The organism is Fodinibius sp. GM21 (assembly GCF_058386955.1).
In genome coordinates this window covers 583539-595888 of the sequence record NZ_JBYEIQ010000002.1, presented here as the reverse complement: position 1 = coordinate 595888, position 12350 = coordinate 583539, and the positions used below count along the sequence as shown (strand labels likewise).

Annotated in this window: 11 protein-coding genes and 1 riboswitch; of the genes, 9 read left to right on the top strand and 2 right to left on the bottom strand. The window is 43.5% G+C overall.

Going from position 1 to position 12350, the window contains the following annotated elements:
* Nucleotides 1-75: 75 nt before the first annotated feature.
* Both ACT3IB_RS06500 and ACT3IB_RS06495 read right to left on the bottom strand, forming a co-directional pair.
* On the bottom strand, nucleotides 76-678 hold the full coding sequence (locus ACT3IB_RS06500; protein WP_491538193.1) for an RNA polymerase sigma factor: 603 nt from the start codon (nucleotides 676-678) through the stop codon (nucleotides 76-78).
* A gap of 131 nt (nucleotides 679-809) precedes the next feature.
* On the bottom strand, nucleotides 810-1394 hold the full coding sequence (locus ACT3IB_RS06495; protein WP_491538192.1) for an NlpC/P60 family protein: 585 nt from the start codon (nucleotides 1392-1394) through the stop codon (nucleotides 810-812).
* A 94-nt stretch (nucleotides 1395-1488) separates the two neighbouring features.
* On the opposite strand from ACT3IB_RS06495, the gene ACT3IB_RS06490 reads away from it, so the two are divergent.
* The 9 genes from ACT3IB_RS06490 to rsmH all read left to right on the top strand — a co-directional run bounded on the left by ACT3IB_RS06490 (nucleotide 1489) and on the right by rsmH (nucleotide 12338).
* A complete protein-coding gene (locus ACT3IB_RS06490; protein ID WP_491538191.1) occupies nucleotides 1489-2217 on the top strand; it encodes a pyridoxine 5'-phosphate synthase in 729 nt (242 codons plus the stop codon).
* A gap of 43 nt (nucleotides 2218-2260) precedes the next feature.
* On the top strand, nucleotides 2261-3148 hold the full coding sequence (gene era / locus ACT3IB_RS06485) for a GTPase Era (protein ID WP_491538190.1): 888 nt from the start codon (nucleotides 2261-2263) through the stop codon (nucleotides 3146-3148).
* 12 nt (nucleotides 3149-3160) lie between these two features.
* On the top strand, nucleotides 3161-4876 hold the full coding sequence (locus ACT3IB_RS06480; protein ID WP_491538189.1) for a M1 family metallopeptidase: 1716 nt from the start codon (nucleotides 3161-3163) through the stop codon (nucleotides 4874-4876).
* A 237-nt stretch (nucleotides 4877-5113) separates the two neighbouring features.
* A riboswitch (SAM riboswitch) is annotated at nucleotides 5114-5230 on the top strand.
* Nucleotides 5231-5368: 138 nt separating this feature from the next.
* Nucleotides 5369-6700, top strand: coding sequence for an O-acetylhomoserine aminocarboxypropyltransferase/cysteine synthase family protein (locus tag ACT3IB_RS06475; RefSeq protein WP_491538188.1), 1332 nt, complete (start codon nucleotides 5369-5371; stop codon nucleotides 6698-6700).
* 17 nt (nucleotides 6701-6717) lie between these two features.
* The gene (metX, locus tag ACT3IB_RS06470) at nucleotides 6718-7821 is read left to right on the top strand and encodes a homoserine O-acetyltransferase MetX (protein ID WP_491538187.1); all 1104 of its coding nucleotides are present in this window, start codon (nucleotides 6718-6720) and stop codon (nucleotides 7819-7821) included.
* A 6-nt stretch (nucleotides 7822-7827) separates the two neighbouring features.
* Nucleotides 7828-10239, top strand: coding sequence for an aspartate kinase (locus ACT3IB_RS06465; RefSeq protein WP_491538186.1), 2412 nt, complete (start codon nucleotides 7828-7830; stop codon nucleotides 10237-10239).
* Nucleotides 10240-10383: 144 nt separating this feature from the next.
* Nucleotides 10384-10506 carry a hypothetical protein gene (locus ACT3IB_RS06460; RefSeq protein WP_491538185.1) on the top strand — a complete coding sequence of 41 codons (123 nt, stop codon included), beginning with the start codon at nucleotides 10384-10386 and terminating at the stop codon, nucleotides 10504-10506.
* 436 nt (nucleotides 10507-10942) lie between these two features.
* Nucleotides 10943-11413 carry a division/cell wall cluster transcriptional repressor MraZ gene (mraZ, locus tag ACT3IB_RS06455; RefSeq protein WP_095606035.1) on the top strand — a complete coding sequence of 157 codons (471 nt, stop codon included), beginning with the start codon at nucleotides 10943-10945 and terminating at the stop codon, nucleotides 11411-11413.
* On the top strand, nucleotides 11388-12338 hold the full coding sequence (gene rsmH, locus ACT3IB_RS06450; protein ID WP_491538184.1) for a 16S rRNA (cytosine(1402)-N(4))-methyltransferase RsmH: 951 nt from the start codon (nucleotides 11388-11390) through the stop codon (nucleotides 12336-12338). Before mraZ ends, rsmH begins: the two co-directional genes overlap by 26 nt.
* The last annotated feature ends 12 nt before the right edge of the window (nucleotides 12339-12350 follow it).

Sequence of the window (12350 nt, the reverse complement as noted above, 5' to 3'; positions counted from 1 at the left end):
GACTTGAAAGGCATTTTTAACATTTTAAGTCAAAAAAAATCTTGAATAGCCAAAAATTGTGCGCATAAAATATGCTTATCCCAGAAAGGCCAACAGCAAAAATAGGGCAATTTTAATGCCTTCTCTCTCGAATATTTTGCGCAATCGCTCAATAGCCCGATACATATAATTGCGCACTGTTTGGTATTCGAGGTCTAAAATTTGTTCGATTTCAGAATAACTCATTCCTTCATAATATTTAAGAAAAAGAACCTCCCGCTCTCGTTGTGTTAGTTCAGCACAGATTTGCGCAAGCTTTTTATGGATATAGGAGGTTTGTTCGTCAGTGATAAAAGCTTTTTCAACGCTGATGCCTTTTTTCATGCTATCCCTTAACGAAACGACACTGCGATTTTTGTGATTCCGCTTTTTGAGCTTTTTCATTAATCGGCGTCGAAAGCTTATCCACAAATATCCCTTCACCTTCTGTACTTGTGAAAGATTATCCCGTTGATCCCAAAGCTGATAAAACAGTTCTTGGAGACAGTCCTCAATTACTTCCTCTTTTGATGTTACGGTTAACCCGTACGAAAAAAGAGAATCATAATAACGAAGAAACAGTGTGCGAAGTGATTGTTTATGTCCACCTTTTAATTCCGCCCACAGCTCCTCATCCGATATACAGCGAGTGCTGTCCACTTATTCTTATAGCCCTGAAGTCAATATTTCACCCAAATGTCCTTTTTCACTTGGATATGCTATTCAAGTATAACATCCACAGGCTAATAGTCAACTCTTTTTTAACAAAAACACGTATTTAGAGTTAACTATTAAAGAACTCGGCGGGCTGCTAAAAAGCGGTTGCGCCAGTAGCTTTTTCCAAGTTTACTAATCATTACCCCATTTGAGGTTGAGGCATGAAGAAACTCACCGCTATTTACCGCAATGCCTACATGAAGGGTTTTCCGCCCGGTTCTGAAAAAAACCAAGTCGCCGGTTCGTACCGCAGCCCGCCGGATCCCCTTCCCGACATTTAACTGTTCTTTAGTATTCGTAGGCAAGTCCATTCCGAAGTAATCATCAAAAACAATATTAACCAAGCGAGAACAGTCTACTCCTTTTGGGGAAGTTCCTCCCAGTACATACGGTGTGCCCTTCCAGTCGCGGTACGCTTGCATTAATGATGCTTTGGCCTCATTTAATGATGATACAGCCATAGCCGGCCTCGAAGTCGGCAAATCCTGATCGGATGATGCGGTATCATCCTCTACATTGGTCGAGGAAGTCGCTTGTCCTGTCTGTCCAGAATTGTTATCTGCTACAGTACCAGCAGGATATGAAGAGCGCGGGACAACCCCGCAAGCAGAAACCAATCCTCCAATTATGACAATTACAAAAACCTTCCGTAGATGCATGCCCTGTGGGTTCTAAATTTTGAACTTACAATCTCCTTTAAATGATCTATATTTAAGGGTTTAAAGACAACCTTAAATTAAGTGTTTTACAACGATGCAACTCTTGGTAAATGTTGATCACGTTGCTACCCTCCGCAATGCGCGTGGGGAAGGCTATCCCGATCCTGCTGAAGCGGCCAAAGTTTGTGAACAGGCAGGTGCCTCCGGTATCGTCTTTCACCTGCGCAAAGATCGACGTCATATTAAAACAGAGGATGTGTATAGACTAAAAGAAACGGTCACCGGCGATCTCGATTTTGAGATGGCTGCCACCGATGAAATGCTGACCATCAGCAAGGATGTAAATCCAGAACTGGTAACACTTGTTCCCGAAAGTCGAGAGGAACTCACTACAGAAGGTGGTCTCAATATGAGAATGGTGTTCGAGGATTTTCGCGATCGAGTGTTCCCGGCTTATGCCGATACCGATATTGCCACAAGCTTATTTGTGGATCCCAACAAAGAAGATATTGAACTGGCAGCCGAGCTGGGCAGCGATGCTATCGAACTGCATACCGGCACCTATGCCAATACAACTACAGAATCCGATAAAAATTCCGAGTTGCAGCGACTGAAGAAAGGAGCAGAACTTGCTCATAATCTTGGCATGAAAGTAAACGCGGGACATGGGTTAAACCTGAATAATCTGCATTCCCTAGTTACAACGGTCCCTTATCTGAATGACGTCAGTATCGGACATGCTTTAGTTTCTTCAGCTTTATTTTATGGCCTTGACGAGACCGTGAGAAAGTTTTTGGATATTATGAACAAGGCAAATAATTAACAGTTTTAACTACGGGAACCACTCCCATTACTGATAACGTACTATGGAAAACTTTGAAGGACATCGCTCGGGCTACGTAGCAATTTTGGGCAAACCCAATGCCGGCAAATCTACTTTGATGAATCGTCTGTTAGGTAACAAGATTTCGATTACCACGCACAAACCACAGACCACCCGTCATCAAATTATCGGGATTCACTCCGAAGAAGATATGCAGATCATTTTCCTGGATACCCCCGGAGTCATCGATCCAAAGTATGAACTCCAGAAAGCGATGATGAAAACGGTTGATCGTGCACGGACCGATGCCGATATCCTGCTTTTAATTGTTGATGTAAAGGATCACAACATCCCGGGACGTATTTACAAGATGTTCTCCTCCATGAAGAACAAGCAAATATTTCTGATCATCAATAAAATTGACAAAGTCACCGATCAGGAAGCTGAAGGTGTTGCTCGTAAAATCGAGGATGAATTCGATTTTGACGATACCTTTTTTGTCTCGGCTCTTAACGGAAAAGGGCTTCAAAACCTTATGGATAATATCGAAGATAATATTAAACCGGGGCCTCCCTTCTATCCCAAGGATATGCTAAGCGAGCAGCCGGTGCGCTTTTTTGTGGCTGAAATGGTTCGCGAACAATTGTTTTTACTTTACCACCAGGAAATCCCGTATTCCTCTACTATTGATATCGTCCAGTATGATGAACGCGATGACCTTGATTACATTAGTGCCGATATTATTGTGAATCGCAATTCGCAAAAAGGAATACTAATTGGCAAAGGCGGAAAGGCCATAAAAAAACTGGGAAAAAATGCACGAGAGGTAATCGAGGATTTTGTAGGCAAAAAGGTATACTTGGATCTCCATGTAAAAGTGCGTGAAAAGTGGCGTGAAGATCCCAGCCGCGTGCGGCATTACGGGTATTGATCAATACCTAATATGTCACCCAGAATAGCCGTTGAAATTATATCTACTACTATGTCTTATTTCTTAAAAATATCATTCCTTCTTTTTACCGTCTTGACCCTATCTTTTTCTTCTCCGGCATTTGCTCAAGACTCCGGCGTACTCGCTACGAAGAAAGATTCTCTTCGCGGTTCAATCACCGCCGAACGCGGCTGGTGGGATGTCGTCTATTACGATTTAAATGTCACGATCCAGCCGGAGGACTCTTCCATAACTGGATATAACAATATCACCTATCGCGTTACCAAAGAACCAAAGCGTATGCAAATTGACCTGCAAGATCCGCTTAGCATCGACCAGATAAAACAAAACGGTCAAAGCCTCGACTTTAACCGTGTTAAAAATAGTTACGTTTATATGGTGGACATGCCCGATAACCTATCAAAAGATTCGCTTTATACCATCTCAGTTTATTATCAGGGCAAGCCAAAAGTAGCTATAAATGCGCCCTGGGATGGTGGTTTTGTTTGGGAACAGGATTCACTCGGTAACCCATGGATCGCAACAGCCAACCAGGGACTGGGTGCAAGTGTCTGGTGGCCCACCAGGGATCATCAGTCGGCAGAACCCGACAGCATGAGCATTAATATTACCGTACCCAGTGAAATTAAAAATGTCTCAAACGGACGTCTGCGTGACACTACCCGCCATAATAATGGCATGACCACTTGGAGCTGGTTCGTATCCAATCCAATAAACAACTACAATGTAGCCGTAAATGCCGGCAATTATGTAAATTTTAAAGATACTTATGAGGGAAAAAACGGCGAACTCGATCTAAGCTACTGGGTATTGGAACACAACCTGGAAAAAGCAAAAGAACAATTTCAACAAGTCAAACCAATGATGCAGTGTTTTGAAGATTGGTTTGGACCTTACCCCTTTTATGAAGACAGTTTTAAATTAGTGGAAACCCCGCACTTGGGAATGGAACACCAAAGTGCGGTGGCCTATGGCAATAACTATCAACGTGGATACAAAGGGACCGATCTTTCCGGCACCGGATGGGGACTCAAATGGGACTTCATCATCATTCACGAAGCCGCTCATGAGTGGTGGGGCAACAACATCACCACTAACGATGTGGCTGACATGTGGGTTCACGAAGGCTTCACCAGCTATGCCGAATCCATTTATACCGAATGTCGATTTGGAGAGGAAGCGGCCGCCGAATACAGCCGGGGATTGCGGGATCGCATTAAAAATAAAAGCCCGATGACCGGGAAATATGGCTTAAATAACGAAGGGTCCGGAGATATGTACTACAAAGGACACAACATGCTGCACATGATTCGTCAGATTGTGGATAATGATTCAACCTGGAAAAACATTCTCCGCGGTATTCAAAAAGAATTTCGTCATCAAATTGTGACTGCCGACCAAATCGAGCGTTATGTCATCGAACAATCGGGCGAAGATCTGGATGACGTTTTCGATCAATACGTACACTATGCCGACATCCCCACCTTCCAATATTACATCAAAAATGATGTACTGTATTACCGGTGGAAAGCCGATGTCACTCATTTTGATATGCCCCTGAAAGTCACTTTAACCAATGGGAGCTATACATTTATATATCCCTCATCAGATCGATGGAAACGGAGTAATCTTGCTCTTAAAAATATTGGAGACTTTAAAATCGATAAGGACTTTTATGTGAATGTTGATTCAGTATCCGTACGATAAATTGATACTTGTATCAAAACTGATAATCGATTATGTTATAATTTGAAATTTAAAAACCAAGATATGAAACGAATCGAAAACCATATTTGTCGTCTCTGTTGTATGTGCATGTGTATGCCGCACCTGCAACCGGAGGACTGATTCGTTTTACTCTTGTGAAACAGATTCAAAGCCCTTCGGCAGATCCCGAAGGGTTTTTCTAGTTTCTATACGATTGTTCTTTTGATTTAGTGAGCACTCTTATCCAGAAAAGCTGAGGGATCAGGCCCGAAGACGCTTTGGCAACCGTCCTGCATTTAACAGTGCGGGAAAAAGGTGCCACTTCCTGCTCCGGTTTACGGGGAAAGATGAGAGAAAAGGCCATACTCATGGTGAGTATGTACAAGCCTCTTCTGAGATCTTTGCCCAACCGGTGCAAGATCCTGGAAGAGGCTTTTTTATTTGAAATAGGATATTAATTACAAAATCACATAACCATAAATAACGAACACCATGAGTACTAACGGAAAAGAAGAACGCAATCTAAAATTTGAAACACTGCAACTCCACGCCGGCCAGGAACCCGATCCTACTACCGGGTCACGCGCCGTTCCTATTTATCAAACCACCTCGTACGAGTTTGATGATACCGATCACGCGGCTGATCTCTTTGGTTTAAAAGAATTCGGCAATATTTATACCCGGATTATGAATCCCACCAGCGATGTCTTTGAAAAAAGAATTGCAGCACTGGAAGGGGGTGCAGCAGCTGTTGCTACGGCTTCAGGGCAATCGGCCCAATTTATGACCATCGCTACAATCGCCCAAGCCGGCGATAATATTGTTTCCACCAGCTTCCTGTATGGAGGGACCTATAACCAGTTCAAAGTTACCCTCCCGCGGCTGGGTATTGACGTCAATTTTGTTGAAGATGACAAGATAGAAAGTTACGCTGCAGAAATAGACGAAAATACCAAGGCTATTTATGTGGAATCAATTGGTAATCCCCGAGGAAATGTACCGGATTTTAAGGGACTTTCGGCCCTGGCTCAAAAACACGGCATCCCCCTTATCGTCGACAACACCTTTGGTGCAGGAGGATCTATTGTACGTCCCATTGAACATGGAGCAAATATTGTAACCGAGTCGGCCACTAAATGGATCGGCGGACATGGTACCAGTATTGGAGGCGTTATTGTCGATGCCGGAAACTTTAACTGGGGCAATGGCAATTTTCCGGTGTTTACGGAACCTTCCCCTGCTTATCACGGCCTTAATTTCTGGGAAACATTTGGCCCCGATAGTCCCTTTGGAAACATCGCTTTTGCTATTCGTGCCCGCGTAGAAGCATTGCGTGATTTCGGATCTGCACCCTCCCCATTCAACAGCTTCTTATTGTTACAAGGTCTCGAAACTCTATCGCTGCGCACCGAACGTCACTGCGAAAATGCGCTTGCGCTGGCCAAGTGGCTTCGTAAGCAAGATGTTGTGGATTGGGTAAACTACACCGGACTCAAAGATCATCCCTATCACGAACGAGCTAAAAAATATCTGAATGATGGTAAATTTGGGGCTGTTCTAACCTTCGGCGTCAAAGGCGGATTTGAGTCTGCCCGAACATTCATCGAAAACGTTGAGGTTGCTAGTCACCTGGCCAATGTGGGGGATGCAAAAACCCTCGTCATCCATCCCGCATCCACTACACATCAACAGCTTAGCGCAGAAGAACAGGCGTCCAGTGGTGTAGAACCGGACCTGATTCGGGTTTCAGTGGGCATCGAGCATATCGATGATATTAAAGAAGACTTCGAAATCGCATTTAGCAAAATCAAGCAAACGGCATAAATAACGATACCCATCGGATGGCTGAATTTACCATCCGGTGGATTTTTGAAAACAATCCCAGGATGACACTTTTTAACATGAGCAACAAGCAATCACATACTTTTAAAAAACCGTTTGTCATCGAGGGCGGGGATACGATTCCCAATCCGACGATAGCATATCAAACGTGGGGCGAGCTGAATGCTGAACGTGACAATGCTATTCTGATTTGTCACGCCCTTACCGGAAATACTTCCGCTGACATTTGGTTTGATGGAATTTTCGGCCCGAACAAAGCGCTCGACCCGGAGGAGTATTTCATTATCTGTCCCAATGTATTGGGCAGCTGCTATGGGTCAAGTGGTCCTACTTCCATCCATCCCAATACCGGTAAACCATATCGGGCTGATTTTCCACAAGTAACTATTCGTGACATCGTAAGACTCCAGCAGCAACTTCTCAACGAACTCGGAATCACTGGCGTGGAATTGGTTATTGGTGGGTCGATGGGCGGTATGCAAGCGCTGGAGTGGTCCATTACAGATGATCGTCCGCAATCAGCTGTTCTTATTGGAATGGGTGAAAAGCATCGTCCCTGGGCAATTGGAATCAGTCATACTCAACGGCAGGCTATTTACAATGATCCTAACTGGAATAATGGATTTTATTCCGAAGAACATCCTCCCAAGAAAGGGTTGGCACTGGCACGTATGATTGCAATGAATAGTTACCGGCATCCTTCTGATTTTGATGAAAAATTCGGGCGGCAATTACAAGATGGAAAATCCCAATACGAAGTAGAATCGTATCTCAACTATCAGGGAGAAAAACTCGTTGATCGGTTTGATGCGGTCTCTTATGTACGACTAACTCAGGCCATGGATTCTCATGATATCCGGCGAAGCCGGCCCCGGATTCAAGAAACACTTGCGGCATTGACCATCCCAATTATTGTGGTCGGCATTGACAGCGACATGCTTTATCCGGCAGAAGAATGCAGGCAATTGGCCAACCTATTACCAAACGGACGTTACCAGGAGATTTCTTCTCCGCACGGTCATGATGCTTTTTTAATCGAGTTCGGGCAATTAAATCCCATTGTAAAATCATTGCAAACAGAACTTTCAGAACAATCAGTTTAAATGGAAATGTCATATCAAAAAACACTTACTCTCAAATTCGGCGGTTCTTCGTTAAAGAATGCAACATTGATCCGGCAATCAGTCCAAATTGTAAGTGAACGAATGCAGAAAGCACATCCTGTTGTAGTTGTGTCAGCTATGGGCGGCGTTACAAATAAACTGATTGAACTGGCCGACCGGTATCACAAGAACAATCATGTGTCATACCGAATCTTGAATGAGCTTGAAACTCATCACCGACGCATATTTGACGAATTGGCATCTCCGGGACATCCCAAGCGGACGGAGTTGCAGGACCTTTTCGGGGAACTAAGAATGACGCTTGAAAACACTGATTTACAAAACAATAACCATAATGCGTGGAAAGATCGCATCTTGTCGATTGGTGAACGTGCATCCGCACTAATTTTTGCAGCTGCACTATCTGAAGGCAACATTGATTCAGTATCGTACGAAGCCTCCCACTTTATTAAAACCGATTCTACATTCGGTAAAGCTAAAGTACAACGCGATGCCACCCGTAAACGGATTCAAAAATTTCTTCGGCATTCAAAAACAGTACCTGTAATTACCGGTTTTATTGGCTCCAACAATCAGCAAGAAATTACTACGCTCGGTCGGTCAGGCTCCGACTACTCGGCCGGACTTATTGCTGATGCTCTTGATGCCGAACATCTTGAAATTTGGACTGATGTAGACGGTGTTCTCACAGCCGATCCAAAGTGGGTGCCGGATGCAGAATCCATTGAACAGCTCAGCTTTGGTGATATTGCTGAGCTCTCATCTCACGGCGCTCGCGTCATCCATCCCAAAACAATTGAACCTCTCCAAAACAAAAAAACTACTGTGTTAGTAAAAAATAGCTACAATCCCGAACATCCCGGAACCCTCATTACCTCCGATTTTAACACCAATGGATCGCTCAAGACGATCACCATTACCGGCCCGTTTGTAAGATTACAAATTGACCAAAAGCACGCATATGATCTTTTTGTGAAGTTACATGAATGGAGCGCCGGAAATCCCGATGCCAAACCCATAGCGTTTTCTCAAAAAACCGAATTTGAGGCTGCTCGATTTTTACTTAAGCAATCTTTTTTTGCAACTATTAAAGAGCAGCTTTCTACATGGGCAGCAAATCAAAATACGCTCTTTAACCTTGATGACAATCTATATAAGCTAAAAAAGTTCAGCAATCAGTTTAATAAAGGTAAGAACCTATCCGGACACATCATTTCACTACTCGATAAAAATAACATCCAACCATTACACACCGAACGGAACCATGATGAGCGATTCATTTCCTTTTTATTGCCTGAAGATGACGCCCGCAAGGCAGCACGTTTAATTAACAATGCAATTTCCAAATCAAAGCCCGTTGTTGATCTTTTTATAGCAGGCACCGGAGCAGTCGGAAAAACACTTTTGGACCAACTTAATGAATTGGACACCACCGATATTCAATTTCAATTGATAGGTACATGCAACAGTCGCAAAATGCTATGGAATATGGATGGAATCGACTTGGGTACAGCGTTTAACTGGGATGATGCCAGGCAAACAAAATGGGATGTTCTACTGAAGCAACTCATAAAAAATAAACATAGAAACCTAATTTTTGTAGATGCCACTGGCAGTGAAGAAGTAGCCCGACTATACCCAAAGCTACTTGCCAACGGAATCCACGTTGTTACTCCCAGTAAATTGGCCAACACCTTTGAGCAATCATTCTTTGATGAGCTGCAAAATATATCACAAAAACACAACAACTCTTTTAGATATGAAACAACCGTCGGTGCCGGATTGCCCGTTATTTCCACCATCAATAATATGCAATCCACGGGTGAGCAGATTTCTAAAATATCGGGAGTTGTTTCCGGTACGATGACTTACCTGTTTAGTCAGCTTGAAAAGGGTGTACCATTTAGCAAAGCCATTATTGATGCCCGCGAAAAAGGCTATGCCGAACCTGATCCGCGCGATGACTTATCCGGAGAAGATGTGGCGCGCAAATTCTTGACGCTGGCACGTACACTGGGCATCACCATAGAGCGAGAAGAGCTGCAAGTGGAATCGCTAATTCCAAAAGGGTTAAAAAACGTTGCTGGGAAAACCTTTTTAGAAAAATTACCGGATTACGACAGCGAATGGAAACAACGTATTCAGGCAGCAAAAGATCGGAAGGAAACCCTGCGATACACAGGCACACTAAAAAATGGAAATATTTCGATCGGTATTGAATCTGTCCCAAAAGATTCTCCACTCGGACAGCTAAAGGGAACCGATAACCTTATTCAGATCTTTTCAGATTTTTATAATGAAACCCCTCTCGTTATTCAAGGCCCGGGTGCCGGCAAAGAAGTTACCGCGTCGGGTGTTCTGAGCGACATTATCAAAACTGCAAATCAAATAACCTAATACTAATCAACATTTTATAAGAGTTTTTAACCAAGGTTAGATTGCTCTTAAATACCTGTTTTTTATCCACGCATTCAATAACATGGTCACAGACACAAGACAGAATGTTCTTAACAACCAACTTTCACAGAGAAAATACACATTATGGAAAAGCAAAATAATAAGACCGTTCTCAAACAAGAGTTGAAGACCATTTGCCAAGAATTGCAAGAGAAGATGAACCTTATTAATAACGCTACGGACGAAGGACATTCAAATACCCGCTAAGGGAGAAATTATACATCTACATACAGCGAGTTACCACATGATAGAGTGGCTATTGGGGTAGTCAACTCTGTTAACAAGGGGACCGGTCGGAAGATCGGTCCCTTTTTATTTTTTTGGCTGTCATCATAACAAACCCACCGGCCGATATCTTGATAATCCCTACCACACTCTACCACACCTTCCCCATTTTATAATACTTCGATATTTTTTGCCTAAACAATCAACCAAAAGTGCTTTTAAATAAATAGAACAACACTTTTCCTTAGGATTGTGCGCTATCTAATAGTCAGCCGAGCTAATTTCTATACCTTTCTTTAATAAGTGCTTGACAAATTACATCCTTTAGGGGTACATTGTGGGGTGAAGTGGGAGAATGTGGGAGTTCTAAATCCACTTGTCGAATTCGATAATATTTGCTGTTAATTCTGGGGTTCATATGCCAAGTTTCAAGGGTCAATACGAACATAGTGTTGATAATAAAGGACGCGTTAGCTTCCCGGCTAAACTGCGTAAAGCCCTCAACCCCCAGGCACAAGAGCGCTTTACTATTTTAAGAGGTCTTGAACCCTGCCTTTATCTCTACCCAGAGGATGAATGGCAGAAAGTAGAGAATCAACTCTCCCAGATCAACAGCTTTACAAAAGAGGGTCGCACAGTTAAGCGTAATTTCCTGCGTTTTGCAGAAGATGTTAACCTCGATAATCAGAATCGCATTCCTCTCCCTTCACAATTAACAGACTGGGCCGGCATTGATGGCAAAGCCATTTTTATCGGTAGCGGCGAACGTATCGAGATATGGTCGCCCGAAAAACTGGATGAAATTGATTCCGGCCTCGATTTCGAATCGTACCAAGAACTTTTTGAGCGCGTGATGGGTGACGATGACAACCATAATGACGAACAATGATACATATCATGAGCATCAACCGGTACTGCTGGAAGAATCCGTAGAGTATTTGATAACGGATTCCAGCGGGATCTATATCGATGCTACGCTTGGCGGTGGTGGACACAGCCTGGCATTGTTATCTCACCTAAATAACGACGCTCAGCTTATTGGCATTGATCAGGATGACGAAGCTCTTGCAGCAGCAAGTGCACGTATTGGCGACGACAAACGATTTTCTTCCATAAAAGGCAATTTCGGTTATCTCTCCAGGCTATTACCCCCAGAACTTCATGGGGAGGTAGCCGGAATCCTTCTTGATCTAGGACTCTCAACACATCAAATAAAAGAAGCCGAGCGCGGATTTACATTCCAAGAAGAAGGTCCGCTCGATATGCGCATGAGTAATCTCCGCGGTATTACAGCATACCAGGTGGTAAACGAATACTCCTATGAAGATCTGCGCGATGTCATTTATCACTATGGCGAAGAACGCAATAGCCGTAAGATCGCAAGTGAAATTATTGACCGGCGCCCCATCGAAACCACGACTGAACTCCGCAATGCCGTGGAGGCCGTAGTTAAGGGGCAATATCAGATCAAAAGTGTGGCCCGCGTTTTTCAGGGAATTCGAATTGAAGTTAACCGCGAGCTCGATATGCTGCGTAAAGTACTCGAGCAATCGCTTGACGTACTTAAAATGGATGGACGCATTGTTGCCATCAGTTATCACTCGCTGGAAGACCGTATCGTTAAGAGGTTTTTTAAAGCCGGCAATCATGAGGGCAAAATTGAGAAAGACTTCTACGGCAACCCGCTAACTCCCATTGAAGAAATTTCTGGCGGAATTATACGTCCCAGCGAAGAAGAAATTGAAAAAAATCCTGCAGCAAGAAGTGCAAAGATGCGTGTTGCCCAGAAAATAGAAGTACAGGAGGTGAATTGATATGCTTATAAA

Bases quoted from the DNA above. Each gene is read 5' to 3' on its own strand.
- ACT3IB_RS06495 (WP_491538192.1), bottom strand. From the start codon at position 1,394: ATGCATCTACGGAAGGTTTTTGTAATTGTCATAATTGGAGGATTGGTT.
- ACT3IB_RS06490 (WP_491538191.1), top strand. From the start codon at position 1,489: ATGCAACTCTTGGTAAATGTTGATCACGTTGCTACCCTCCGCAATGCG.
- era (WP_491538190.1), top strand. From the start codon at position 2,261: ATGGAAAACTTTGAAGGACATCGCTCGGGCTACGTAGCAATTTTGGGC.
- ACT3IB_RS06480 (WP_491538189.1), top strand. From the start codon at position 3,161: ATGTCACCCAGAATAGCCGTTGAAATTATATCTACTACTATGTCTTAT.
- ACT3IB_RS06475 (WP_491538188.1), top strand. From the start codon at position 5,369: ATGAGTACTAACGGAAAAGAAGAACGCAATCTAAAATTTGAAACACTG.
- metX (WP_491538187.1), top strand. From the start codon at position 6,718: ATGGCTGAATTTACCATCCGGTGGATTTTTGAAAACAATCCCAGGATG.
- ACT3IB_RS06465 (WP_491538186.1), top strand. From the start codon at position 7,828: ATGTCATATCAAAAAACACTTACTCTCAAATTCGGCGGTTCTTCGTTA.
- ACT3IB_RS06460 (WP_491538185.1), top strand. From the start codon at position 10,384: ATGGAAAAGCAAAATAATAAGACCGTTCTCAAACAAGAGTTGAAGACC.
- mraZ (WP_095606035.1), top strand. From the start codon at position 10,943: ATGCCAAGTTTCAAGGGTCAATACGAACATAGTGTTGATAATAAAGGA.
- rsmH (WP_491538184.1), top strand. From the start codon at position 11,388: ATGACAACCATAATGACGAACAATGATACATATCATGAGCATCAACCG.